Consider the following 25,281-nt stretch of genomic DNA (forward strand, 5'->3'; position numbering starts at 1 on the left):
GCGGGACTCGCCTTTCCGTCAGTCGATGCGGACGGTGACGAAGCGCAGCGCACCGGTCTTGTCGGCGATCATCAGGAGGGCGTTGCGCCGGTCCTCGGACTTGAGCCTGGCGATGCGCTTCGTCACGTCCTCGGCCGTCGACACGGCCTCCTGGCCGATCTCGACGATGACGTCGCCGGCGACGATGCCGCGCTCGGCCGCGGCCGAATCCGGCGCGACCTCGGTGATCACCACGCCCTGCACGCTCTCGGCGATGCCGAAGCGCTGGCGGGCGGCCTCGTCCAGCGCGCCGACCGACATGCCGAGCACCTTGCCGGCCGCCGCGACCGTGTCGGCCGGATCGCCGTCCTCGGGCGCGGTGTCGTCCTGCGTCACCTCGTCCTGCGTGTCCTCGGTCTCGTCGGCCGCGGCCTTCTCGCCGTCCTCGAGCCGGCCGAGCGTCACCTTGACGCTCGTCTCCTTGCCGTCGCGCAGCAGCACCACGTCGACCGCCTTGCCGACCGGGCTCTCGGCGACGACGCGCGGCAGGTCGCGCATCTCGTCGACGTCCTTGCCGTCGAAGCGGATGATGACGTCGCCGGTCCGGATCGAGCCGTTGTCGACCGGCCCGCCCTTGATGACGCCGGCCACCAGCGCGCCCTTGGCCTCGCTCATGCCGAGGCTTTCGGCGATGTCGTCCGTCACCGGCTGGATGCGCACGCCGAGCCAGCCGCGCCGGGTCTCGCCGAATTCGCGAAGCTGGGCGAAGATGTTCTCCGCAAGCTCCGTCGGCACCGAGAAGCCGATGCCGATCGAGCCGCCGGAGGGCGAGATGATGGCGGTGTTGATGCCGATCACCTCGCCGTGCATGTTGAACAGCGGGCCGCCGGAATTGCCGCGGTTGATGGCGGCGTCCGTCTGGATGAAGTTGTCGTAGGGACCGGCGTTGATGTTGCGCCCGCGCGCGGAGATGATGCCGACCGTCACCGAGCCGCCAAGCCCGAACGGGTTGCCGATCGCCATCACCCAGTCGCCGATGCGCATCACCCGCGAATCGCCGAAAGGCACCGCCTTGAGCAGCGTCTTCGGTTCCACCTTCAGGAGCGCGAGGTCGGTCTTCGGGTCGGTGCCGACGAGCTTGGCCTTGAGCTTGGAGCCGTTGGCGAAGTTCACCTCGATGTCGTCCGCGCCCTCGATGACGTGGTTGTTGGTGGCGATGAAGCCGGACGGATCGATGACGAAGCCGGAGCCGAGCGAGTTCACGGTGCGCGGCTGGTTGTCGTTGCCGCCCTCGCCCTTGAAGAACTCGTCGAAGAAATCCTGGAAGGGCGAGCCCTCCGGCACCTGCGGCATCGGCGCGCGGTCCTCGTTCTTCACGTTCTGCGAGGTCGAGATGTTGACGACCGAATCGAGCAGGCTCTCGGCGAGGTCGGCGACCGATTCCGGTCCGGCCTGCCGGTTCTGTTGTGCCACCGCCGGCGCCGGAACCGTGCCGCCCGCCGCAAGCGAGATGCCGAGACCGAGGGCGAGTGCCGCACGGATTGCGCTGGACCTTTGCTTCGAAGCCATGTTCGGCATTCCTTTTTCGTCTTTCGTGTGCGGCACAGTGTTCGCCGGGGATGCGGCAAAATTCCGTCCGCCGCGCCGGCCCGAAGGCGCACTCTTGCCTCTCTTCGCCGCCGGCCGCAAGCCCGCCGCGTCAGCCGCGGATGAGCCAGACCATGAGGACGCCGAGCGCCATCGCGGCAAGCCCGCCGAAACGCAACTGCGCCTCGGGCATGAGCGGCAGCATTTGCGACAGCCGCTTCAAAAACGAAGGGGCCAGTGCGTACACCAGCCCCTCGATGATCAGGAAGAAGGCGATCCCCGTCAGGAAATCGGACACGGGAAAAGCCCTCAGTTCGCGCCCGCGGGCGGCGCGGCGACGGCCGCACCGGCGGCATCGCCGAAGTAGCGGAAGAATTCCGACTCCGGCGAGATGACGAGCGTCGTGTCCGGCGTCGTCAGCGAGGCGCGGTAGGCGCTCATCGACCGGTAGAAGTCGAAGAAGCCCGGATCGCGCGAGAAGGCCTCGGCGAAGACGCGGTTGCGCTCGCCCTCGCCCTCGCCGCGCAGGATCTCCGAATCGCGCTGGGCGGCGGCCACCAGCTCGACGACCTGGCGGTCGGCGATGGCGCGGCGGCGCTGGCCCTCCTCGTTGCCGCGGGCGCGGATCAGCTCGGCCTCGGCGAGACGCTCGGCCTTCATGCGGTCGTAGGTCTGCTGCGAGACCTCCTGCGTCAGGTCGGTCCGGCGGATGCGCACGTCGGAAATGGCAAGGCCGAGGTTCTCGGCGTCGCCGGTGAGCTCGCCGCGCACCTCGCGCATCATCGAGGCGCGCTCCTCCGAAAGGGCGGACTCGAAGCCGCGCAGACCGTAGACGCGGCGAAGGGCGGCGTCGAGACGGGTGCGCAGCCGCGCTTCCGCCGCCTCCCGGTCGCCCGAGACGGCCTCGCGGAAGCGGTGGGCGTTGGTGATCTTGTAGACCACGAAGGCGTCCACCTCGTAGAACTTGCCGCCGGAGACCTGGACGCGGATGTCGTCGAGGTCGAAGCGCAGCGCCTGGTCCTGGATGTACTGGACGCTGTCGGCGTCCATGAAGCCGAAGGGCAGCTTGAAATAGATGCCCGGCTCCGTCTTCACGTCCTGGATCTGGCCGAAGCGGATGACGATCGCCTGCTGCCGCTCGTTGACGACGAAGACGGAGGAATAGGCGATGAAGAGCAGGACGCCGACGGCGATCAGTATGGCGGGTACGCGGTTGGCCATCACTGGGTTCCTCCCGTCGCCTGCTGCTGCTGGGTGCTGCCGCGGCCGAGCTCGTTGAGCGGCAGGAAGGGAACGACGCCCTGTCCGCCCTGCTTCTCGTCGATGATGACCTTCTTGGAACTCTTCATCACGCCTTCCATGGTTTCGAGGAACAGGCGCTTGCGGGTGACGTCGGGCGCCAGCCTGTACTGTTCGTAGACGGAGACGAAGCGCGCGGCCTCGCCTTCCGCCTCCTTGACGACGCGGTCCTTGTAGGCGGCCGCCTCTTCGCGGATCTGCGCGGCCTCGCCTCGGGCCCGGCCGAGCCGCTGGTTGGCGTACTGATTGGCCTCCTCGACGAAGCGGTCCTCGTCCTGCTCGGCGCGCTGCACCTCGTCGAACGCGTCGGCCACCTCGCGCGGCGGCGCGGCGTCCTCGATCGCCACGGTGTTGACGGAGATGCCGGCGCCGTAGGCGTCCATCGTCGCCTGGATCGTCGCCTTGACGCTCTCGGCGATCGCCTGGCGGTTGTCGCGGAAGATGTCCTGCGCCGGACGACGGCCGACGACCTCGCGCATCGCGCTCTCGGCGACCTGCTGCAGCGTCTCGGCCGGATATTCGAGGTTGAAGAGGTAGGCCTTCGGGTCGGTGACGGAATAGAGCACCGAGAACTGGACGTTGACGATGTTCTGGTCGCCCGTCAGCATCAGGCCGGAATTGTCGGAGCTGGAGGGGGCCGCGCGGCGGCCGACGTTCTGCTGCTGCTCGGTGATCTTCACCAGTTCGACGGTCTCGACCGGCCAGAACAGGAAGTGCAGGCCCGGCATGGAGATCTCTTCCTTCGGCTTGCCGAAGCGCAGCTCGACGCCGCGCTCGTCCGGCTGGACCGTGTAGATCGAGTTCATCAGCCAGAAGACGCCGATCAGCAGCGCGGCGATGACGAAGATGCCGCCGTTGAAGCCGCCGGGCATGACGTTCTTGAGCTGGTCCTGGCCGCGCCGGATGATCTCGTCGAGATCCGGCGGCCCGCCGCTGCCGCTACCGCCCCCGCCGCGGGGACGCTGCGGCCCCTGCCCCCAGGGGCCCTGATTGTTGCCGCCGCCGCCCCAAGGGCCGCCGCCGCCGTTCTGATTGCTCCAGGGCATCCATACCTCTTTCTTGTCAAATCCCCTATGCGCCGGATTTCGCGGCTGTCACGCCGCGACAGGCGAAGTGATCCCGTTATAGGTATCCCTCCGGCACCTTTCAACAAATTGCCGCGGCCCTTCGCCGCCAATGCGGCAAAATAGTTCGTGATCGGCCTCAGCCGGCCGCTTTTCGGCGCCAGGTGACGAAATGCATGGCGTGGCTGTCCTTCTCCCCCTGCGGGATCGGCTCCTCGGCCACCTTCTCGAACACGGCCGGGTCGATCCGCGGAAAGCGCGTGTCGCCCTCCACCGCGGCCTCGACATGGGTGACGTGGAGGATGTCCGCCCGATCGAAGACCTGCCGGTAGATCTCGCCGCCGCCGATGACGCAGATCTCGTCGACGCCGAGCGCCTCCGCCTCGCGGCGCGCGGCCGCCAGCCCCGCCTCCAGCGACGAGACGACCTCCGCCCCGGGCGCGGAGAAGCCGGGATCGCGGGTGACGACGATGTTCGGCCGCCCCGGCAGCGGCCGGCCGATCGAGGCCCAGGTCCTGCGCCCCATCAGCACGGGCTTGCCGAGCGTCAGCGCCTTGAAGCGCCTGAGGTCGGACGGCAGCCGCCACGGCAGGTCGCCTTCGCGGCCGATGACGCCGTTCGCCGCCACCGCGACGACGAGGACGATCTTCGCCCCGCTCATACCGGCGCTCCCTGCGGGGCCGCGTCCTTCGCCTGCGCCCGCGTGAGCGCCGGGCGGGCCGCCATGCGTGCGATATGGCCGTCGACCGCCGCGCTCTCCGGCAGGAGGTGGCGCAGCCACATCAGCGAGCTCGCGACGATGATGTCGACCGCCGAGACTTTCTCGCCGAGCAGGTAGGGCTGCGCGGCGAGCGTGCCGGCGACGCGCTCGCACATCGCCGCATGCAGCCGCGCCGTCTCCGCATCCGTCCTGGTCGCGCCCGTCATGTGGGCGATCTGCAGCGGCTCGATCACGCCGGCATAGTAGGCGAGCCACGAGAGATAGGCGCCGCGCTCGGGGTCGCCCTGCGGCCGGCCCATCTCCGAGCCCGGATGGAGGTCGGTGACGTATTGCGCGATGGCGACCGTCTCCGTGACGAGCGCGCCGTCGTGCAGCAGCGCCGGCACCTGGCCGTGCGGATGCGGGTTGGCCGGATCGACGCCCCCGGACCCGTCGCGCCGGCGGATCGTGACGTAGCGGATGTCGTAGTCCGCCCCCACCTCCTCCAGCAGCCACAGCATGCGGAAGGAGCGCGAGAGCGGTGCGTGGATCAGTGTCAGCATGGCTCCTCCCCGGACAGGCCTAGACGGCGATCGGCGCCTTGATGGTTGAATCGGCTTCGTAGCCGACCAGGGTGAAGTCCTCGAACCGGAAGGAGAAAAGGTCCTTCACATCCGGGTTGAGCTTCATGAAGGGCACGGGCTTCGGCCGCCGCCTGAGCTGCTCGCGCACCTGGTCGAAATGGTTGTGATAGATATGCGCGTCGCCGAACGTGTGGACGAAGTCGCCGGGCGCGAGCCCCGTCACCTGCGCGACCATCATCGTCAGCAGCGCATAGGAGGCGATGTTGAAGGGCACGCCGAGGAAGATGTCGGCCGAGCGCTGGTAGAGCTGGCAGGAGAGCCGGCCGTCGGCGACGTGGAACTGGAACAGGCAATGGCAGGGCGGCAGCGCCATCTCGTCGACCAGCGCCGGGTTCCAGGCCGAGACGATGTGGCGGCGCGAATGCGGATTCGTCCGGATCGCCTCGACCACCGCGGCGATCTGGTCGAGGTGGCGCCCGTCGTGGGTCGGCCAGGAGCGCCACTGGTAGCCGTAGACCGGGCCGAGCTCGCCGTTCTCGTCGGCCCACTCGTCCCAGATCGTCACGCCGTTCTCGCGCAGATAGGCGACGTTGGTGTCACCCCTCAGGAACCAAAGGAGCTCGTGGATGATGGAGCGCAGGTGCAGCCGCTTCGTCGTCAGCACCGGGAAGCCTTCGGAAAGGTCGAAGCGCATCTGGTGGCCAAAGACGCCGCGCGTGCCCGTGCCCGTACGGTCGGGCCGGTCGGTGCCGGTCTCCATCACATGGGCGAGAAGGTCGAGATATTGCTGCATGGTCGCCGCCGATTCGTTGTCCAGCGGACAATTCTAGACGGCAAGCGGCGGCGGCCATAGGGGGTATGGAAAGGTTTCCCGGCTTTCCTCAGGCGAGCGCGCCGAGCTTCCCGAGTTCCTTGGCGGTGAGATAGTAGAAGGTCACGCGCGACTTGGAGCGGTCGTCGGCCATCGCCTTGCAGACGGCCTCGACGGCGCTGTCGGCGGCGTCGCCCGTGACGCCGAGCTTCTTGGCGCACCACTTTTCCTTGACGCGGTTCAGTTCGTCCGGATCCGAGCAGGAGACCAGCGAGGAGTCGCGGTTGCGCAGCGCGATGCCGAGATGCGTCACGATCTTCTTGACGATGGCCTCGTCGGCGCCGCTGTCGTATTTGCGGACATCTGCCAGGTAGTCGGTCATGGGGTCTCCCTCTGCTGTTCCCGGGACGGCCGCCCTCATGGCGCCGCCGCGGCGTGCCCATGTTTTCACGCTCCGGTGGCAAGTCAAGCCCTAATGCGGCACGGAGCACAAAGCCCCTTTTCTTGCGGCGGGGAAGCTCCTATATAGGGGATGCCGCCTCGGCGGCTATGGCAATAAACGGGCGATGAAATAAACCCATTGGACCCGGGGGCGGTACCCGGCGCCTCCACCAAAAACCGGTCTTTCCCTGACCGACCGGCTTTTGATGGGGGCGAAATAGGATCGACAAGGGCGTAAAGATCGACTTTTTGCTCGGCATTGTACCACCGTTATCGGGCTAAACTTATAGTTGCCAACGACAACTATGCGGAAGCTCGTCTCGCTGCCTAATGGCGGTGTGACACTTCACTCAAAGTCCTGACGGGTCGCACCGGCAGGCGGGGTCCGAAGGCACCTGGCAACAGAAGCCTTCACCTTCTCCATTTCCGTGAAATGCTCTATAGCTGAAAAAACGACTCGTGCCGGGCGCGTCCGGGCAACGCGGGCGAACCGGCGCAATGCCGGGGGACGAAGCCAGGAAGAAAAGACAGGAACGCTGATGGCGCAAGACCACATCCGCTACGACATTCTCGCCCAGGACGCGCTGCGCAGCGTCATTCGCAAGGTCTTGTCCGAGGTCGCGGTCACGGGCCATCTGCCCGGCGAGCATCATTTCTTCATCACCTTCCTCACCAATGCGCCGGGCGTGCGCATCTCCCAGCACCTCAAGGCGAAATATGCCGAGCAGATGACGATCGTCATCCAGCACCAGTTCTGGGACCTCAAGGTCACGGAAAGCCAGTTCGAGATCGGCCTGTCCTTCTCCGACACGCCGGAAAAGCTCGTCATCCCCTTCAACGCCATCCGCGGCTTCTACGATCCGTCCGTCAGCTTCGAGCTGGAGTTCGACGTGCCGGCGGCCGGCGAGGACGAGGGGGCCGCCGAGATCACCGCCTATCCCGCCGCCGAGACGGCGGCGGACGAGACGCCCGACGATCCGGCCCCGCCGGCCGGCGGCGGCGACAAGAGCGGCTCCGTCGTCTCGCTCGATTCCTTCCGCAAGAAGAACTGAGCGGGCGATGAGCGGCGACGTCGTCAATCTCCGCCAGTTCCGCAAGCAGAAGACGCGTGCCGAGAAGGAGAGGCAGGCGGAGCAGAACCGCCTCAGCTTCGGCCGCGGCAAGGCGGAGAAGGCGCTGACGCGCGCCCTCAACGAGAAGGCGGAGAAGGCCCTCGACCAGGGCCGCCGCGAGCGGCCCGGCGACGGCGACGGCCGGCAGGAGTCCTGATTTCAAGGACTTGCCGGAGGAACCGGAATCGCCTTCTCAGCCGGTTGAATCGATCTGCGAGGAACGGCCGTGATCCGCAAATATTCCACGACGCTGCACGGCCACCGCACCAGCTTCTCGCTCGAGACGGCCTTCCACGACGAACTGGCGGCGATCGCCCGCGACCGCGGCCTGCCGCTCGCCGCCCTCATCCGCGAGATCGACGACGCGCGCCCACCGGAGAGCAACCTCTCCTCGGCGCTGCGGCTCCATGTGCTGGAATGGCTGCGCGGCCGGCTGCGCGACGCCGCCGTCAGTTGACGCCCGGCAGGGTCCCGAAGTCGAGCACCTCGCCGCCCGCGCCGCTGCTTCCGTCGACCGGCGGCAGCTCCCCGCCCCGCTCCACGCCCTCGCCGGGAAGTGCCGGCAGGCGCTCCCGGCGCGTCCGTTCCTCCGCCTCGCGCGCCTGCTCCGCCCGCTGCTCTGCGCGCGCACGGGCGGCCGCCTGCCCCGCCTCGATGCGGCGGCGCGCCTCCTCGGCGGCCTCGCGGCGGGCGCGCTCGGCCGCCTCCACCGCCTCCCGCTCGCCGCGTTCCCGCTCGGCCCGCTCGCGCGCCTCGGCCCGGCGCCGCTCCTCTTCCTCGCGCAGGAGGCGGTCGGCCTCCTCGCGCGCCGCGCGCGCCTCGGCCCGCGTGCGGTAGAGCGCGGCCTCGCGGCGCAGGCGCTGCTTTTCCAGCACGTTCGCCTGGAGCGTCTCGACGCGCCGGCGCTCCGCCTCGAAGCGGCGCAGCGACAGGTAGTTGGCGAGCGGCTGCACGTCGAGCTCGAAGCCGGGCGCATCCATGAGGCCGCGGAAGCCGAGCACCACCTCCGGCTCGGCCCCGGCGAGCGCTTCCTCGCCGGCATCGAAGGCGACCGACAGCCGGGCGTTCATCGTGCCTTCGGCGAGATCGACGTCCGCGTCGCCGGAAAGCCGCGCCCTGCCGTCCTCCGCCGCCACGCTCTGCACGCGCAGCTTGCCGCCGGCAAGCGCCACCGGAATGGCGAGGCCGCCGAGCGACGTCTTCCCCTTGACGATCTCGCGCGCGGCAAAACCCGCCACCTTCTCCGGCGTGATGTCCCCCTCGATGCCGTCCGCCGCGGCGAGAAGCGCCGGGAAGGCGCCGGTGTCGATCCCCGCGAGCGCCAGGCCGGAGACGCGCAGTTCGCCCGAGCCGCTCGCGCCCTCGACCATGGCGCGCACGCTCTTGCCGGCGGCGTCGACGGCGAGCGTCGCATCCGCCCGGCCCTCGGCGACGACGCCCTCCGGCCCGCTCCAGACCAGCCGGGAAAGGTCGATGCCGGACAGCTCCGCGCGCGCCTCGAACAGGCCGTTCTCCTCGGCACTGGCGACCTTCAGGCGACCGGAAAGCCGGCCGCCGAGCCAGTCGCCGGCCATGTCGTTGAGCGTGAGCTCGCCGCCCCTCCAGCCGAGCTCCGCGCGAAAACCCGAGACGGCGCCGTAGAGGCCGGGCCAGAAGGTGCCGGCCTCCAGCATCACCGCCACGTCGGCGGCCTCCAGGATCGGCCGGGCGAGCGCGCCGGCGTTGAGCCCGCCGTCCAGCGGATCCGTCACCGGCCCGGCGACAGCCTCGGCGAGATAGGCGAAATCGACGCTGTCGAAGCGCAGCGTGCCGCGGGCCGCCGGCACCGCCGCCGTGCGGTCGAGCGTGAGATCGCCGGAGAAGGCGTTGCGGTCGGCCTTGCCGGCGATGTCGGCGACGGCAATCTCGCCCGCCGTGGTCGCGACCGAGGCGGCGAGCGTCAGCGGCAGGCCGGCGCCCGCCTGCGGCATGGCGATGCCGTTCATCAGCAGGTAGGGCTCGATGTCGCCGCTCTCCAGCGAAACGGCGAGCGCGCCGGAAAGGAAGTCGCCGGCCGCAAGCGCGGCCGTGCCCTTGGCCGAGAGCGACGTGCCGCCGGCCTTGAAGGTCGCCGTCACGCTGGCCGGCCCCTCCTCCGGCTGCACGGCGCGGAAGGTGATGCTGCCGTCCGGCTCGGCGTCGAAGGGCAAGGGGTCGAGCCCCGCCTGGCCGGCGAGCACGACGGTGCTCGGGTTGAACAGGCTCCCCTCCAGCTCGAAGTCGCGGCCGGCCAGGAGATCGGCGAGGGTGGCGGCGGAGAGGCGGAACTCGACGCGCCCGTCGTTGACGGGGCCTGCGAGCGTCAGCGTCGCCGGGCCGCCCGCCTCGCCGGGAAGCGAGGCGCGCACGGTGAGGTCGGCGCCGTCGTAGTAGCCGGCATTGGCGACGAAGCGCGACAGCAGCGGATGGGCGGGCAGATGCCGCGCCAGGAGCTCGGCGACGGGGCGCATGTCCTGCGCGTTCAGCCGCAGGTCGATGCCGGCGCTCGGCGACGCGAGCCCGCCGCCGAGCGTGCCCTTGGCGGAGAGGCGCGCGCCTTCGAGCGAGGCGACGTCCAGCCGGTCGAGCGCAAGCGCGCCGTCGCGCACGGACAGCACGGCGTCGACGCCCGACGCCCGCTCGCCGAAGGCCTCGAAACGGTCGGCCTTGAGGTCGAGCGCGATGGAATGCTCGAGCACGCTGCCGAGCGAGGCGTCGCCGGCGACGAGACCCACGAGGGCGCGCAGCGAATCGAACCGCACCTCGTTGCCGGCAAGCTCGACGGAGAGCGTCGGCGCCGCATCCGGGCGCGACTCCCGCTCCAGCCGGCCGGTGAGCGTGGCGGGGCCGACGGCGATCTCCAGGGTCTCGAAGCGCTGCAGCTCGTCGCGCAGATCGACGCGGGCGGAGAAGCCGGCGGTCTTCAGCTGGCGGATCTCCGGATCGACGGAGCCGGCGAGCCAGGCCGCAAGGCCAGAGGGCTGGTTGGAGGCGACGACCAGGTCGCCGACGAAGCCGCGCTCGCCCTTGAGCGTCAGCCGGCCCTTCGCCTCCAGCGCCGTGCGGCCGGGAAGAAGCGCGTCGGCGCGGCCGATCCTCCAGCCGTCGCCGTCGGGCTCGACGTCGAGCCGGATCTCGCGCACCGTCGTGTCGCCGACGACGATGGCCGGCAGCTTGAGGCTCGCCCGGCCGGGCACCTGCGGGATCGGGATGTCGGCGGCGATCGCCAGCAGCGCCTGCAGCCGCTGGCGCACGGAAAGCTGTGGGTCGCGCCCGGTCTTGCCGGACTCGCCGCTGGCGCCGATGCGGCTGACGTCGATCTGCTGGCCGTCGGCGATCAGCAGGAACTCGGGCGCGCGGCCGGTGTCGAGCGTCGCCTCGCCCGTCACCACGTAGGGATCGTCGCGCGGCCCCGCTTCCAGCCGGTATTCGGGAACGCGCAGCCGCTCGTTGGAAAGCTCGAACTTGCCGGCGATGCGGATCGGATCGGCCGGTGCCTCCTCCTCCGGTTTTTCGGAAAGCGTGAAATCGCCCTGATATTGCGGGCGGAAGTCGACGATCTTCAGCGCACCGTCGAGATCGGCGACGAAGGGCAGCGCGTCGGGCACGACATGCGCGCGCATCGTCAGCGTGCCGTCCTCGTCCAGCTGGCCGCTCGAAAGCTGGAAGCTGCCGCTCTCTCCGTCGAGGCTTCCCCGCCCGTCGATGCGCCACGGGCCGGACAGCGAGCGGGCGACGATCTGCGCGTCGAGCCCGGTGACATGGCGCGTGCGGCCGGTCTGCTCGTCGACGAACTCGATCTCGCCGCCGCTCACCGTGACGTTTTCCAGCACAACGGTACGGGCGGGGATGGCGGAGCGTCGGCCCCGCACCCAGTCGAGCGTGCCGTCCGAAAACAGCTTCACCCGCGCCTTCGGCTCCTCGATGCGCATGTCGAAGATCAGCGCCTCGCCGGACAGGAACGGCGCCAGCTCCGCGTCCATCGAGAAGCGCGCGACCTCCACGAGCGGCGCGCCGTCCTCCGGCTCGCCGACGCGCACGTCGTTGAGCGTCACAGACGGAAAGGGCAGGATGCGCGCGTCGACGCTGCCGTGGACAACGACGGTGCGGCCCATGATCCGGCTCGCCTCGCGCTCGAAATCCTGGCGGAACGTCGTCCAGTCGACGAAGAGCGGCGCCAGCAGGGCCGCGAAGAGCACCGCCACCACCAGCCCGCCGATGAAGAGCATGATCCTAGACAGCACGCCGCACGCCTCGATTTCCGTTCGATGCCAGAAGGATAACGCGAATATGGGCTAGGGCGTCGAAAAAATCTTGCCCGGATTGAAAATGCCGTCCGGATCGAGCGCGTGCTTGATCGCCGCCATCAGCGTAACCGCACCGCCGAGCTCGCCCGGCAGGAACCCCTGCTTGCCCTGGCCGATGCCGTGCTCGCCGGTGCAGGTGCCGTCCATGGCGAGCGCCCGGCCGTTGAGACGGGCGACGAAGGCCTCGGCGGTCGCCACGCCCTCCGGGTCCTTGTCGTCGAACAGCAGCGAGACGTGGAAATTGCCGTCGCCGGCATGGCCGACGATGGGCGCCACGAGGCCGTGCGCCTCGATGTCGGCCTCCGTCTCCGCCACGCAGTCGGCAAGCCGCGAGATCGGCACGCAGACGTCGGTGGCGAGCACGGCGTGCCCCGGCCTCAGCGCCTTCGCCGCCCAGTAGGCGTCGTGCCGCGCCTTCCACAGCTTCGCCCGCTCCGCCGCGTCCGCCGTCCAGCGGAATTCGCCGCCGCCGCATTCGGCGGCGATCGCCCCGAACTCCTCCGATTGCAGCCGCACGCTCTCCTCGTTGCCGTGGAACTCGACGAAGAGCGTCGGCTGCTCGGCGAGCGAAAGGCCGGAATAGGCGTTGCAGGCCGCGACCTGCAGCGTGTTGAGAAGCTCGATGCGCGCGACGGGGATGCCGAGCTGGATCGTCATGATGACGGCGTCGGAGGCGTCCTTCAGCGTCGGGAAGCCGCAGACGCCGCCGGCGATGACGGCGGGGATGCCCTGGAGTCTCAGCGTGACAGAGGTGAGCACGCCGAGCGTGCCCTCCGCGCCGACGAAGAGCCGGGTGAGGTCGTAGCCGGCCGAGGATTTTCGCGCGCGCCGCGCGGTGCGGATCTCCTCGCCGTTCGCCGTCACCGCGGTGACGGCGAGCACATTGTCCTTCATCGTGCCGTAGCGCACGGCATTGGTGCCGGAGGCGCGCGTCGACGTCATGCCGCCGATCGAGGCGTTGGCGCCGGGATCGATCGGGAAGAACAGGCCGGTGTCGCGCAGATAGGTGTTCAGCTCCTCGCGGGTGATGCCCGGCTCCACCGTGCAGTCGAGGTCCTCCGCATTGACCGCGATGACCCGGTTCATGCGGCTGAAGTCGATGGAGATGCCGCCGGACGGCGCGTTCACCTGCCCCTCCAGCGAGGAGCCGGTGCCGAAGGGGATGACCGGCACCTTGAGCGCCGCGCAGATGGCGACGGCCGCCTTCACGTCGTCGGCGCTCTCGGCGAAGAGCACGCCGTCGGGAAGCTGCGCGGGGATATAGGTGGTGGTATGGGCGTGCTGGCCGCGGATCGCCGCCCCCGTCTGGAAGTTCGCGCCGAAGCGGGCGGAAAACCGCCCGAGCGCCTCGGCGATCGCCGCCTCGTTGCGCTCGCCGCCCCTGATGTCCGACAATGCCATCGCCAAACCCTCCATCTCACGAGCAGGGCTATCGCATATGGAGCAGGCCATTGCCACATCTTCCCCTTCTCCCCGCGGGGAGAAGGTGGCCCGAAGGGTCGGATGAGGGGGCGATGCGGACGCAACGCCGTGCTTTCCCGCCTCATCCGCCTGCCTATTCTCCTTCTCCCCGCGGGGAGAAGGAGAATAGGCATCGCCGCAATCCATACGCGATAATCCCCGTCTCGCGGCGTAATGTGCAAATTGGCGCGCGGCTGTCCAGCGGCAAAGTTCTGCCGCGTCACTCCGCCGGCTGCGGCAGCGCCGCGGGCTCCGGCCGCGCGGCAAGGGCGGCGGCCTGGTCCATCTCGGCCTGCAGGCGCTTCTCCTCGTCGGCATGCGGGCTCGTGAAGCGGGCGATGACGAGATAGGCGACCGGCGTCAGGAACAGGGTGACGACGGTGGCGAGCCCCAGCCCGCCGACCAGCACCCAGCCGAGCGCGATGCGCGCCTCCGCCCCCGCCCCGCTCGCCAGCACCAGCGGCAGCGCGCCGACGACGGTGGCGATCATCGTCATCATCACCGGGCGGAGCCGGATGTTCGAGGCGTTCTCGATGGCGCTCCTCACATCCTGGCCGCGGTCGCGCAGCTGGTTGGCGAACTCGACGATGAGGATGCCGTTCTTCGCCATGATGCCGACGAGCAGCACCAGCCCGATCTGGCTGTAGATGTTGAGCGTCGTGCCGGTGACGATCATCGCGAAGACGGCGCAGGCGAGCCCGAGCGGCACCGTCGTCATGATGATCAGCGCGCTGACGAAACTCTCGAACTGTGCGGCGAGCACGAGGAAGATGATGACGATGGCGAAGCCGAAGGTGATCATCAGGCCGCTGGCGTTCTCGTTGAGCGTGGCGGCCTCCGCCATCGGCGCGACGCGCGCGCCGGGCGGAAGGAGCGGCTCGGCCATCCGCTCGACGATCTGCAGCGCGTCGCCGAGCGCCATGTTGTCCTTCAGCCCGACGGAGACGGTGACGGAGCGCAGCTGCTGCTCGCGCGAGAGCTGCGGGGCGACCGCCTTCTCCTCCAGCGAGGCGATCGAGGACATCGGCACGATCTTGCCGTCGCCGGTCTTGAGGAAGATGTTCTCGAGATCCGTCGGGTCGTTGATCGGGTTGGTCGTCGACGACAGGATGACCGGATAGGACTGGCCCTCGACATAGATGTCGACGACGCTCGTGCCCTCCAGCATGGCCTGCAGCGCCGAGGCGAGCCCGGTGATGTCGATGCCGAGGTCGGAGGCGCGGTCGCGGTCGATGGTGACGGACAACTGCGCCTGGTTGGCCTCGTAGTTGAGCCGCACGGTGTCGAAGCGCCCGTCGTCCTCGATCGCCCGCTGCAGCTTCGCCGAGGCCTCGCCGAGCTTGGTGTAGTCGTTGCCGAGCAGCGCCACCTGCAGGCCGTTGCCGGCGCCGCGGATGCCGAGGCTGTTCGGCTGGATGGCGAAGGCGTTGACCGAGGGGATGGTGCGCACCGCCGCGTTGATGTCGGCGACGATCTCCTGCTGCGTGCGCTCGCGCTCGCTCCAGGGCGCGAGCGTCAGCACCATGAAGCCGCTGTTGGCCGAGCTCCCCTGCCCGGAGATGGAGAAGATGTTGACGATCTCGCCGCTGTCGTAGAGCGGGCGCAGCTTGTCCTCCACCAGCTTCATCTGCTGCTGCGCGTAGTCGAGCGACACGCCCTGCGGGGCGGCGACGCGCATCATCACCATCGCCCGGTCCTCGGTCGGCGTCAGCTCCGATTTCAGCGTGAGATAGCCGCCCGCGCCCGCCACCGTGAAGAGGCCGGCGACGACGAAGACGACGAGCGGCGCGCCGAGGCAGGCATGCAGCGCCCGCCGGTAGACGCCGGCAAGCAGCCCGCCGAGCCGCCCGAGCGGGCTGCCGCCGTGGCCGTGCGCCATGTCCTTCTTCAGCATGCGCGAGGCGAGCATCGGGCAGAGCGACAGCGCCACGAAGGAGGAAAGCAGCACCGCGAAGGCGAGCACGAAGCCGAACTCGCGGAAGAGCCGGCCGGTCTGCCCCGGCAGGAAGGAGAGCGGCAGGAACACGGCGACCAGCGTCGCCGTCGTGGCGATGACGGCAAAAAATACTTCGAGCGTGCCGAGCACGGCCGCCGCCCGCGGTCCCAGACCCTCGCCGCGGCGCCGGACGATGTTCTCGAGCACGACGATGGCGTCGTCCACCACGAGCCCCGTCGCCAGCACGATCGCGAGCAGCGTCAGGATGTTGATGGAGAAGCCGGCGAGATAGATCGCCGCGATCGTGCCGACCAGCGCGATCGGCATGGAGATCGTCGGGATCAGCGTCGCGCGCCAGTCGAGCAGGAAGAGATAGATGACGAGCGTGACGATGAAGACGGCGACGGCGAGCGCGATCTCCACCTCGTGGATCGCCCCGTCGATGAAGACGGCGTCGTCGCTGGTGATCGTCAGCGTCGTGCCCTCGGGCAGGATGTCGCCGAGCCGCGCCACGACGCCCTTCACGCCCTCGGAGATGTCGAGCGTGTTCGACTGCGCCTGGCGGATGATGCCGAGGCCGATGCCCTGCCTTCCGTTCGAGCGCAGCGCCGTCGAGCCGGTGTCCGGCCCGAGGGTCACCGAGGCGACGTCGCGCAGGCGCACGCGGTTGTTGATGAGGAGGTTGCCGAAGTCCTCGGGCGTCGCGAGGTCGGCGGTCGCCCGCACGCTGATGTCCTGGTTGACGCTGGTGAGCGAGCCCGCCGGCACGTCGAAGGAGGCGGTGGCGAGCGCGGCGCGCAGATTCGCGACCGTGAACCCCCGGCTCGCGAGCTTGGCCTGGTCGACGTCGACGCGGAAGACCTTCTCCTGGTCGCCGTAGACGGCGACGTCGGCGACGCCGCTGACCGCCGCGAGCCGGTCGGAGATCTCGTTCTCCACGAGCAGCGTCATGTCCTCCATCGACAGGCGGTCGGAGGTGAGCGCGAGCCGCATGATCGGCTGGCTGTCGGCGTCGGCCTTGACGACGCGCGGCTCGTCGGCGCCGTCGGGCATGTTGTTGGAGACGCGGCCGAGCGCGTCGCGCACGTCGTTCGCCGCCTGGTTCACGTCGCTGGAATCGGAGAATTCCAGCGTGACGCGGCTGCGGCCGAAGGAGGATTGCGAGGAGATGCTCTGGATGCCCTGGACGCGCGAGACGGCGCCCTCGATGACGGTGGTGAGCTCGCGGTCGACCGTCTCGGGCGAGGCGCCGTCGAAATCGGTCGTGACGGTGACGACCGGCCGGTCGACGGAGGGAAGCTCGCGCACCTCGACGCCGGAGAAGGCGGCGAGGCCGGCGACGACGATCAGCGTGTTGACCACCAGCGCGAAGATCGGCCGGCGGACGAAGAGCGCGGTGAAGCCGGCCTTGCCGGAATGGAGATCCCCCTCGGGCGCCGCCATCACGAGCCCTCCGAGATCCGGGGCGCCGCGGCGCCGTCGTCGCGGCCCACGATCTTCACCTCGCCGCCGGGGGCGAGCCGCTGCACGCCCTCGGTGATCACCATGTCGTTCTCGGCGAGCTCCGCGCTCAGCAGTACCTTGTCGGGATTGCGCTGCACGATGCGCACGTCCACCTTCTCCGCCTTGCCGTCGACGACGCGCCAGACGTAGGAACCTTCCGCGCTCCACTGCACGGCGAGCGGATCGACGCTCGGGAAGCGCTCGCCGGGGAAGGTCATGTTGACCTGGAAGGACATGCCGGCGCGCAGGACGTCCTCAGGGTTGTCGATCTGCGCGCGCACGCGCAGCGTCCGGCTCTCCTGGTCGATGCGGTTGTCGACCGCCTGGATGCGGCCGGCGAAGGTCTCGCCCGGGCGCGCGATGGCGGTGGCGGAGACCTCGGCGCCGACCTGCACCTGGGTGGCGAAGCGCTCCGGCACCCAGAAGTCGACGAGGATCTCCGAACGGTCGTCGATGCGGGCGATCGCCGTCGTCGTGGTGACGTAGTCGCCGGGATTGACCGAGATGATGCCGACGATGCCGCCATAGGGCGCGACGATGTCGCGGCGGCGCAGGTTGAGCTCGGCGGTCTGCAGCGCGAGTTCGGTCGCCTTCAGCGCCGATTCCGCGTCCTGGAAGTCGGCCGTGCTGACGGCCGACGCGCTGCGCAGGCTCTCGACGCGCTTCAGCTTCTGCGCGGCCGCGTCGCGGGCGACGCGGGCCTGGTCGGCGGCGATCGCCTGCTCCTCGCTGTCGAGGCGGGCGATCACCTGCCCCTGCTTGACCCGGTCGCCGGAAGCGACGAGCACCTCGGTCAGGTTGCCGGTGGCATAGGGGGTGACGGTGACGGAGCGGATCGCCTCGCCGTCGCCGATGGCGTTCAGCCGGTCGTTGACGAGCGCGATCGCGACGGGCTTGGTCGCCACCAGCGCCGGGCCGCCGCCGAAGCCGCCGCGCCCGCCGCCGGAGCGGCCCTCGCCGCCCTCGCCGTCGCGCGCCGGCGCGATCGCCGCCACGAGCCGGCTCGGCAGGCCCGCCGCCTCCAGCATGTCGTTTGCGCCCGGCACGAACCTGCCCCAGAGGAACACCCCGGCGGCGATCACGCCGAGGCTCACGAGGAGCTGTTTCCCGATCCGCATCAAGTCATCTCCGAATTATCGCCCTGGTGGCGCGACATAGGCCAAGTATCCCGATTTGCAAACAAGCCGGCAACGAAAGAATGGCTTCATTACGGAAATGTAAGATTGCCGCCGGCCCGCGTTACCGAAATGTAAGAAACGGTGGACAAATCTTCCCGCCGCCGCCCGCCGTTGAGAACGGCCGTGGCTGGACCCCTCTTGCCTTTGTGATAGCTTTTCTTCCGGCCAAGCGGCCCGCCTTCCGTTTTTCGATCGTGTCTATTCAACGCATTAAAGGGGGAAATCCATGTGTGACGCCTGCGTCATCGAATCCGTCAAGAACCGCATGCTCTCGCGGAGAAGCTTCTTCCGCGCGGCCGCCGCCGGCGCGGCGACCGTCGCCGCGGCGAGTTCCGGCGCGCTCAGCCCGGCGCTCGCCCAGGCGCCGACCAAGGCGACCGACCTTACCCACGAGCTCTACGAGGAGTTCCCCACCTTCTTCGGCGACCAGCAGTTCTTCCGCGAGCAGAAGTTCAACTTCAAGGAACATCATTTCAACCTGTTCGAGCTGCGCGTGAACGAGCACACCGGCACCCATGTCGACGCGCCGCTGCACTTTTCCGCGGACGGGAAGTCGGTCGCCGAGATTCCGGTCTCCGATCTCGTCGTGCCGCTCGCCGTCGTCGACATCCGCGAGAAGGCGGCCGAGAACCCGGACGCGCAGCTCACGCCCGACGACATCAAGGCGTGGATCGCCGCCAACGGCGACCTGCCGGACAAGGCCTGCGTGGCGCTGCTCTCCGGCTGGGACAAGCATCTCGGCACCGACAAGTTCCGCAATGCCGACGCCGAGGGCAAGATGCACTTCCCCGGCTTCCACGCCGAGGCCGTGCAGTATCTCGCCGAGAATTCGACCGCCGTCGGCATCGCCGTCGACACGCTCTCGCTCGACTACGGCATCTCGCCGGACTTCGCGACCCACTATGCCTGGCTCGGCTCCGGCCATTGGGGGCTTGAAGGCGCCGCCAATCTCGATCAGCTTCCCGCCAGGGGCGCGACCCTCGTCGTCGGCGCGCCCAAGGTGCGCGGCGGCACGGGCGGCCCTGCCCGCGTCTTCGCGCTGGTCTGAAATCCTGCGGCCGGCGGCCCTCAGCCGCCGGCTCCTTTCACGGAGAACGCCATGAGCACCGTCAAGCCCGCCGACAACCTCGAAGCCGACCCGCGCGTCAAGGCGGTGTTCGACGACATCCGCGCCACCCGCAAGTCGGACTTCATCAACAACATGTGGCGCTACCTCGCCTTCGACCCGGCCCTTCTGGAAAAGACGTGGGGCGAGGTGAAGGCGGTGATGGCGACGCCCTCGGCACTCGACCCGCTGGTCAAGGAGATGCTCTACATCGCCGTCTCGGTGACGAACGGCTGCAGCTACTGCGTCCATTCCCACACGGCGGCGGCCAAGGCCAAGGGCATGACGGCCGAGCAGCACGCCGAGCTCCTCGCCATCGTCTCGCTCGCCGGCAAGACCAACCAGCTCGCCACCGCGCTGCAGCTGCCGGTCGACGCCGTTTTCGACGCGGACGCCTGAGCCCGCGGAATAAAAGAGGAACGCGAAACTGGCCTTTCCGCCCCGAATCACTACATTGGGCCGCATGACCAGCGGTTACGACGACATTCCCTTCTTCGACGAGGAACCCCAGCTTGCCCGCAAGCCCGCCGGCGGCATCGCCGCGCGCGCCATGGCCGCGCGCGACAGCGCCCGCGTGCCGGACTATCTCTCCGGTCTCAATCCCGAGCAGCGCGAGGCGGTCGAGACGCTGGACGGCCCCCTCCTGGTGCTCGCGGGCGCCGGCACCGGCAAGACGCGGGTGCTGACGACGCGCATCGCCCATATCCTCAGCCTCGGCCGCGCCTTCCCGAGCCAGATCCTCGCCGTGACCTTCACCAACAAGGCCGCCCGCGAGATGAAGGAGCGCATCGGCCTCCTCGTCGGCGGCGCCGTCGAGGGCATGCCCTGGCTCGGCACCTTCCACTCGATCGGCGTGAAGCTCTTGCGCCGCCACGCCGAGTTGGTCGGGCTGAAGAGCGACTTCTCGATCCTCGACACCGACGACGTCGTGCGCCTCATCAAGCAGATCATCCAGGCGGAGGGCATCGATGACAAGCGCTGGCCGGCCAAGCAGTTCGCCGGCATGATCGACGGCTGGAAGAACAAGGGCCTCGACCCGGCGCAGATCCCCGAGGGCGACGCCCGCGCCTTTGCCAACGGCAAGGGCCGCGAGCTCTACGCCGCCTACCAGAACCGCCTGAAGACGCTGAACGCCTGCGACTTCGGCGACCTGCTGCTCCATCCGATCCGCATGTTCCGCGCCAATCCGGACGTGCTCGCCGAATATCACCAGAAATTCCGCTACATCCTCGTCGACGAGTACCAGGACACCAACACCGCGCAGTACATGTGGCTGCGGCTGCTCGCGCAGCGGCCGAAGGGCACGCCGCAGAACGTCTGCTGCGTCGGCGACGACGACCAGTCGATCTACGGCTGGCGCGGCGCGGAGGTGGACAACATCCTGCGCTTCGAGAAGGATTTTCCGGGCGCGAGGGTGATCAAGCTGGAGCGCAACTACCGCTCGACCGCCCATATCCTCGGCGCCGCCGGCCACCTCATCGCCCACAACGAGGACCGGCTGGGAAAGACGCTCTTCACCGACCGCTTCGATCCCGAGGACGGCAAGGTCATGGTGCACGCCGCCTGGGATTCGGAGGAGGAGGCGCGCGCCGTCGGCGAGGAGATCGAGCAGCTCCAGCGGGGCAAGCACAAGCTCAACGACATGGCGATCCTCGTGCGCGCCTCCTTCCAGATGCGCGAGTTCGAGGACCGCTTCGTCACCCTCGGCCTCAACTACCGCGTCATCGGCGGCCCGCGCTTCTACGAGCGCATGGAGATCCGCGACGCGCTCGCCTATTTCCGCCTGGTCAGCCAGCCGGCCGACGACCTCGCCTTCGAGCGCATCGTCAACACGCCGAAGCGCGGGCTGGGCGACACGACGATCCGTACGCTGCACGACTATGCCCGCGCCCGCGACGTCCCCATGCTCGCGGCCGCCGCCGACATCGTCGAGACGGACGAGCTGAAGCCCAAGGCGCGCAAGGCCCTGTTCGACGTGGTGATGGACTTCCGCCGCTGGCAGTCGCTCCTGGAGACGATGCCGCACACGGAGCTTGCCGAGCAGATCCTCGACGAGAGCGGCTACACCGCCATGTGGCAGGCCGACAAGTCGGCGGAAGCGCCGGGCCGGCTGGAGAACCTGAAGGAGCTGATCCGCTCGATGGAGAGCTTCGAGTCGATGCGCGGCTTCCTGGAGCACGTCTCGCTGGTGATGGACGCCGAGCAGAACGAGAACCTCGACGCCGTCTCGATCATGACGCTGCATTCGGCCAAGGGACTGGAGTTCGAGACGGTGTTCCTGCCCGGCTGGGAGGAAGGCCTGTTCCCGCACCAGCGCGCGCTCGACGAGGGCGGCCGCGCGGGGCTGGAGGAGGAGCGCCGCCTCGCCTATGTCGGCATCACCCGCGCCAAGCGGCGCTGCCACATCTGGTTCGTCTCCAACCGCCGCATCCACGGGCTGTGGCAATCGACGCTGCCCTCGCGCTTCCTCGACGAGCTGCCGGAGGCCCATGTCGAGGTGGCGGAGGTGGAGCAATCCTATGGCGGCTACGGGCGCGGCGGCTACGGCCAGTCACGCTTCGACAAGCAGGAGCCGTTCCAGAACAGCTATGCGACGCCCGGCTGGCGCCGCGCCCAGGCGAACCGCACCGACGCCACCCGCGACAACTGGGGCTCGCGCTCCGGCCATGCGGTGGAGCGCATCGGCTACGGCGAGTCCGGCCCGCGCACCCGCACCATCGAGGGCGAGCTGGTGGCGCGCTCCACCAATGCCGAGCCGTCGAAATTCTCCGTCGGCGACCGGGTCTTCCACCTGAAGTTCGGCAACGGCAACGTGGCGGCGATCGAGGGCAACAAGCTCACGATCGACTTCGACCGCGCCGGCCAGAAGCGCGTGCTCGACGGCTTCGTCCAGCCGGCGTGAGCATCTCCCGCAAACGCGCGGCGGTCCTGCCGGCCGCGAATTGCGCGAACGGGGTGTGATCACGCTCCCTTGCGGTAGAGCGCGGCGATCTGCGTGCGCGAGCCGGGCATGGAGGGCACGACGATCAGCGTGTCGATCCTGCCGCGCTTGAAGGCGTTGAGGAACGGCTCGTAGTTCTGGAAGGCGACGCAGCCGTGCGAGCCGATCTGGCCGCGAAGCAGGTTGGTGTGCGTGAGCAGGCCGGTGCGGTTCTTCGGATCGCGCCCGTCGATCGAGGTCATGCGGATCGCCTCGACGCCGTGGAAGCGCCGCTCGCGCATCTTCAGGCGATAGATGCCGGCGGGCGTCGGCCCGCGCATCTTGACGTGCTCGAACTTCGGGTTGTCGCGCATGTGGCCGATGCCGGAATGGGCACGCAGCTTCGTGCCGTCGGGCATGTAGACGGTCGCGCCGGAGACGTCGTAGATCGCGACCTTGGTGCCCTTGCCCGGCCAGCCGGAGCCGCCGTTGCCGCCCTTGAACAGGTCGCCGAACAGCGAACGCTCGGGCTTGGCATAGGCGAGCTCCTGCTTTTCCTTCTCCTTGGTCTTCGCCTTGTCCCTGCTGCGCGTGATGCGCGGCGCGGGCTTCTCCTCGACGGGCTTTTCCTCCACGACGACGGTCTCGAGCGCGGGGCGCGCCTCCGGCAGCGGGATCGCGCCGAGGAGCGGCTCCTCCTCCGTCTCGGGCTTGTTCATCACGAGCGCGAAGGGCCTCGCCGCCTTGTCGTCGCGCAGCGAGACGTTCTCGACCAGCGCCGTCATCATCGAGGTCTCGCCGGCAGGCGCGCGTTCCTGCTCGGCGGCGCGCTCGGCGCGGGCGACGGCGGCCTCCAGCATCAGCGCCTTCGCCTTCTCGCGCTTGACGGCGGCGGCGAGCTGGACGGAGACGCGGCGATGGTGCGCGGCCACGACCGCGTCGGCCGTCAGCTGCTTCTGGCGCAGCTCGCTGTCGCTCGGCGGCGAGAGGCGGGAGAATTTCGCGATCTTCACCAGCCGGCGGGTGTCCGGGCCGGCGGAAACCGGCCTGGGATCGGCGGCGGCGACGAGGCTCCTGCGCCCCTCGGAGAGCGCGCTTGCGGCCTCCTGCATGGCACCGAAGGTCGACACCAGCGCCCAGGCCGAGCCCGCGACGACGCCGCAGGCGAGGAAGGCTCCGAGGAGGATGCCGCCGGAGCGGGCGCGAGGGGACTTGCGCGCGGCGCGCGCGGCTTCGGACACAGACGCCATGATACTCGTTACCCGATACTCGTTACTCGACGCGGCCGCGGAGTGACGCCCCCGCAGGCCGAAACGCTGGCGGCCGACGGCGGGACCACGCGTCCCGGATCGATGCCGAACGCGGAGAGAATGACGAAATATGGTAAGCAAAGTCTTTACGCTGCCTCGCACATTCGAAGGGTTCCGGCGGATGTCCCCCGCCGCTGGCAACCTGCGTGTCATCCGAATGCGGCGGCGGCATGTCCAAGTTGTCCCGCCTCCCTAGAATTGGGGATGGCGGCGGCGGTGACGGCCTGTTCCGGGCGGAACAGCGCCGCGCCCGTTCTCATGGGACAGTGGTGCCAATGGATGAAGCGGTTTCGTCCATGCCAGTGACCCAGAGGAGATCCGAAATGCGCAAGATCGTTCTATCCGCTGTCGTCGCCACCGTGGCAGCGCTGTCCTTCGCCGCTCCCTCCCAGGCCGGCGGCTTCTACTTCGGCTTCGGCCACGGCCATGGCCACGGCTGGGGCGGCCACCACCACGGCTATGTCAGCCACTACTACGGCCACCGCCACTGCTTCTGGAAGAAGGTGAAGCGCTACAACAAGTGGGGCCACGTCGTCTTCAAGCGCGTGAAGGTCTGCCGCTAGGCGCCTCTGCCGCCACGCTTTTTGCGTCCAGTCGTCGCAATCCCGGCCGCCCCGCGGCCGGGATTTTTCCGTGGCCGCGGGGCGATGATTCCGCAACCTGTTCCTTTTGAACGGAAAATGTGCTTATATTGAATGAACGTTCAGCAAGATAAGGGGAGCGGCATGAACGAGATGATCCGTGACATCAGCATCCCGAACGACTGGGACCGGCGCGGGCTGCCCGGCTGGTGCTACCATAGCACCGCCCTCCTGGAACTGGAGAAGCAGCATGTCTTCCGCGCACACTGGCAGATCGCCTGCCACGTCTCCGACGTTCCCGAGCCCGGCGCCTACCTGACGATGGACGTCGTCGGCGAGCGCGCGCTGATCCTGCGCGACAAGGACGCCGGCGTGCGCGCCTTCCACAACATCTGTCGCCACCGCGGCTCGCGCCTCGTCGCCGACGAGACGGGCGCCTGCCGCAACGCGCTTGTCTGTCCCTTCCACGGCTGGGTCTACAATCTCGACGGCACGCTGAGGGGCGCCGCCCGCCCGAAGAGCTTCCCGCCGCTCGACAAGGACGAGTTCGCGCTGAAGCCGGTTGAGTGCGAGGTCTGGATGGGCTTCGTCTTCATCCGCTTCGCCCCCGGCCCCCAACCCTCGGTCGCCGAGCAGATGAAACCCTTCGCGGAGGAGCTTTCGCACTACCGCAGCGAGGAGATGGTGCCGGCGGGCGGCATCTGGACGCAGGAGACGCCGGTCAACTGGAAGTCCGTGCGCGACGTCGACAACGAGGGCTATCATGTCGCCATGGCCCATCCGGCGCTGCAGGACCTCTACGGCTCGACCTATTACGACGAGCCCTTCGTCGACGGGCTCTGCCGCTCGTTCGCCACCTACAATCCGCATGCCGGCCGGCGCTGGAGCGTGCGCCACTACGTCAAGATCGCGCCCGGGAACCCCCGCCTGCCGGACAGGCTGCGCAAGGCCTGGGTCTATTTCGGCCTGTTCCCGAACGCCGTCATCGCGGTGACGCCGGAGACGGTGCAGTTCTACCAGGAATTCCCGCTCGGCGTCGGCCGCACGCTCCTGCGCGGCGGCATCTACCGCTACCGCGACGAGGACCGCGCGCAACGCCTCGCCCGCTACCTCGCCTTCCGCATCGACCGCGACACCCAGGCCGAGGACGTGCAGCTCACCGTCTGGTCGAACGAGGCGATGACCTCCGCCGCCTTCGCCGGCTTCTACCTCTCCGACCTCGAATACGGCGTGCGCACCCACCACGATCATCTCCGCCGCGTGCTGCCGGTGATGACGCTGGACGAAGCGCCGGAGGAGAAGGAGATGGCGGGGGTGAATGCGCGAATAGCGAATAGCGAATAGCGAATAGCGAATAGCGAATAGCGAATAGCGAATAGCGAATA

The 25,281-nt window shown here is 68.9% G+C and carries 21 protein-coding genes and 1 other RNA gene; 9 read left to right on the top strand and 13 right to left on the bottom strand.

Annotated features, from left to right (window positions below; all coding sequences use genetic code 11):
• Nucleotides 1–18: 18 nt before the first annotated feature.
• From NNZ72_RS23070 to NNZ72_RS23105, 8 genes are all read right to left on the bottom strand, one after another.
• A complete protein-coding gene (locus NNZ72_RS23070) occupies nt 19–1,548 on the bottom strand; it encodes a DegQ family serine endoprotease (protein ID WP_257318037.1) in 1,530 nt (509 codons plus the stop codon).
• A 130-nt stretch (nt 1,549–1,678) separates the two neighbouring features.
• On the bottom strand, nt 1,679–1,864 hold the full coding sequence (locus NNZ72_RS23075; RefSeq protein WP_257318038.1) for a DUF2065 domain-containing protein: 186 nt from the start codon (nt 1,862–1,864) through the stop codon (nt 1,679–1,681).
• A gap of 11 nt (nt 1,865–1,875) precedes the next feature.
• The gene (hflC, locus tag NNZ72_RS23080; RefSeq protein WP_257318039.1) at nt 1,876–2,787 is read right to left on the bottom strand and encodes a protease modulator HflC; all 912 of its coding nucleotides are present in this window, start codon (nt 2,785–2,787) and stop codon (nt 1,876–1,878) included.
• The gene (hflK, locus tag NNZ72_RS23085) at nt 2,787–3,911 is read right to left on the bottom strand and encodes an FtsH protease activity modulator HflK (RefSeq protein WP_257318040.1); all 1,125 of its coding nucleotides are present in this window, start codon (nt 3,909–3,911) and stop codon (nt 2,787–2,789) included. Before hflK ends, hflC begins: the two co-directional genes overlap by 1 nt.
• Before the next feature lie 157 nt (nt 3,912–4,068).
• Complete coding sequence (locus NNZ72_RS23090; protein WP_257318041.1) at nt 4,069–4,590, bottom strand: dihydrofolate reductase; 522 nt, start codon at nt 4,588–4,590, stop codon at nt 4,069–4,071.
• Nucleotides 4,587–5,192 carry a glutathione S-transferase family protein gene (locus NNZ72_RS23095; RefSeq protein ID WP_257318042.1) on the bottom strand — a complete coding sequence of 202 codons (606 nt, stop codon included), beginning with the start codon at nt 5,190–5,192 and terminating at the stop codon, nt 4,587–4,589. The genes NNZ72_RS23090 and NNZ72_RS23095 overlap by 4 nt, the downstream gene beginning before the upstream one ends.
• A 19-nt stretch (nt 5,193–5,211) precedes the next feature.
• A complete protein-coding gene (locus tag NNZ72_RS23100; RefSeq protein WP_257318043.1) occupies nt 5,212–6,006 on the bottom strand; it encodes a thymidylate synthase in 795 nt (264 codons plus the stop codon).
• An 88-nt stretch (nt 6,007–6,094) separates the two neighbouring features.
• Nucleotides 6,095–6,406, bottom strand: coding sequence for a DUF2853 family protein (locus NNZ72_RS23105; protein ID WP_257318044.1), 312 nt, complete (start codon nt 6,404–6,406; stop codon nt 6,095–6,097).
• A 113-nt stretch (nt 6,407–6,519) separates the two neighbouring features.
• On the opposite strand from NNZ72_RS23105, the gene ssrA reads away from it, so the two are divergent.
• From ssrA to NNZ72_RS23125, 4 genes are all read left to right on the top strand, one after another.
• Nucleotides 6,520–6,881: a transfer-messenger RNA gene (ssrA, locus tag NNZ72_RS23110) on the top strand.
• Between the two features lie 123 nt (nt 6,882–7,004).
• The gene (locus NNZ72_RS23115; RefSeq protein ID WP_257318045.1) at nt 7,005–7,517 is read left to right on the top strand and encodes an SspB family protein; all 513 of its coding nucleotides are present in this window, start codon (nt 7,005–7,007) and stop codon (nt 7,515–7,517) included.
• Nucleotides 7,518–7,524: 7 nt separating this feature from the next.
• Nucleotides 7,525–7,734, top strand: coding sequence for a DUF4169 family protein (locus tag NNZ72_RS23120; RefSeq protein ID WP_257318046.1), 210 nt, complete (start codon nt 7,525–7,527; stop codon nt 7,732–7,734).
• A gap of 69 nt (nt 7,735–7,803) precedes the next feature.
• The gene (locus NNZ72_RS23125) at nt 7,804–8,034 is read left to right on the top strand and encodes a ribbon-helix-helix domain-containing protein (RefSeq protein ID WP_257318047.1); all 231 of its coding nucleotides are present in this window, start codon (nt 7,804–7,806) and stop codon (nt 8,032–8,034) included.
• On the opposite strand, the gene NNZ72_RS23130 is transcribed toward NNZ72_RS23125, so the two are convergent.
• The 4 genes from NNZ72_RS23130 to NNZ72_RS23145 all read right to left on the bottom strand — a co-directional run bounded on the left by NNZ72_RS23130 (nt 8,027) and on the right by NNZ72_RS23145 (nt 17,920).
• Nucleotides 8,027–11,824 (bottom strand): AsmA family protein, encoded by a 3,798-nt coding sequence (locus NNZ72_RS23130; RefSeq protein WP_306766425.1) that lies wholly within the window; start codon nt 11,822–11,824, stop codon nt 8,027–8,029. The genes NNZ72_RS23125 and NNZ72_RS23130 overlap by 8 nt on opposite strands.
• A gap of 66 nt (nt 11,825–11,890) precedes the next feature.
• Nucleotides 11,891–13,303 (bottom strand): FAD-binding oxidoreductase, encoded by a 1,413-nt coding sequence (locus NNZ72_RS23135; protein WP_257318049.1) that lies wholly within the window; start codon nt 13,301–13,303, stop codon nt 11,891–11,893.
• 280 nt (nt 13,304–13,583) lie between these two features.
• On the bottom strand, nt 13,584–16,742 hold the full coding sequence (locus NNZ72_RS23140; RefSeq protein ID WP_257318050.1) for an efflux RND transporter permease subunit: 3,159 nt from the start codon (nt 16,740–16,742) through the stop codon (nt 13,584–13,586).
• Entirely contained in the window at nt 16,742–17,920 is a 1,179-nt protein-coding gene (locus tag NNZ72_RS23145; RefSeq protein ID WP_257318051.1) for an efflux RND transporter periplasmic adaptor subunit, read from the bottom strand. Before NNZ72_RS23145 ends, NNZ72_RS23140 begins: the two co-directional genes overlap by 1 nt.
• 286 nt (nt 17,921–18,206) lie before the next feature.
• Between NNZ72_RS23145 and NNZ72_RS23150 the strand changes: the two genes are divergently transcribed.
• The 3 genes from NNZ72_RS23150 to NNZ72_RS23160 all read left to right on the top strand — a co-directional run bounded on the left by NNZ72_RS23150 (nt 18,207) and on the right by NNZ72_RS23160 (nt 21,987).
• On the top strand, nt 18,207–19,028 hold the full coding sequence (locus tag NNZ72_RS23150; RefSeq protein ID WP_257318052.1) for a cyclase family protein: 822 nt from the start codon (nt 18,207–18,209) through the stop codon (nt 19,026–19,028).
• 51 nt (nt 19,029–19,079) lie between these two features.
• Complete coding sequence (locus NNZ72_RS23155; RefSeq protein WP_257318053.1) at nt 19,080–19,484, top strand: carboxymuconolactone decarboxylase family protein; 405 nt, start codon at nt 19,080–19,082, stop codon at nt 19,482–19,484.
• A gap of 64 nt (nt 19,485–19,548) precedes the next feature.
• Nucleotides 19,549–21,987 carry an ATP-dependent helicase gene (locus tag NNZ72_RS23160; protein WP_257318054.1) on the top strand — a complete coding sequence of 813 codons (2,439 nt, stop codon included), beginning with the start codon at nt 19,549–19,551 and terminating at the stop codon, nt 21,985–21,987.
• A gap of 59 nt (nt 21,988–22,046) precedes the next feature.
• On the opposite strand, the gene NNZ72_RS23165 is transcribed toward NNZ72_RS23160, so the two are convergent.
• Entirely contained in the window at nt 22,047–23,255 is a 1,209-nt protein-coding gene (locus NNZ72_RS23165; protein WP_257318055.1) for a DUF2778 domain-containing protein, read from the bottom strand.
• A gap of 383 nt (nt 23,256–23,638) precedes the next feature.
• Here NNZ72_RS23165 and NNZ72_RS23170 point away from each other — a divergent pair, with 383 nt between their 5' ends.
• On the top strand, nt 23,639–23,878 hold the full coding sequence (locus tag NNZ72_RS23170; RefSeq protein WP_257318056.1) for a hypothetical protein: 240 nt from the start codon (nt 23,639–23,641) through the stop codon (nt 23,876–23,878).
• 162 nt (nt 23,879–24,040) lie between these two features.
• Nucleotides 24,041–25,240 carry an aromatic ring-hydroxylating oxygenase subunit alpha gene (locus NNZ72_RS23175; protein WP_257318057.1) on the top strand — a complete coding sequence of 400 codons (1,200 nt, stop codon included), beginning with the start codon at nt 24,041–24,043 and terminating at the stop codon, nt 25,238–25,240.
• Nucleotides 25,241–25,281 lie beyond the last annotated feature (41 nt).

It is taken from the genome of Shinella pollutisoli (assembly GCF_024609765.1).
Classification (GTDB): domain Bacteria; phylum Pseudomonadota; class Alphaproteobacteria; order Rhizobiales; family Rhizobiaceae; genus Shinella; species Shinella pollutisoli.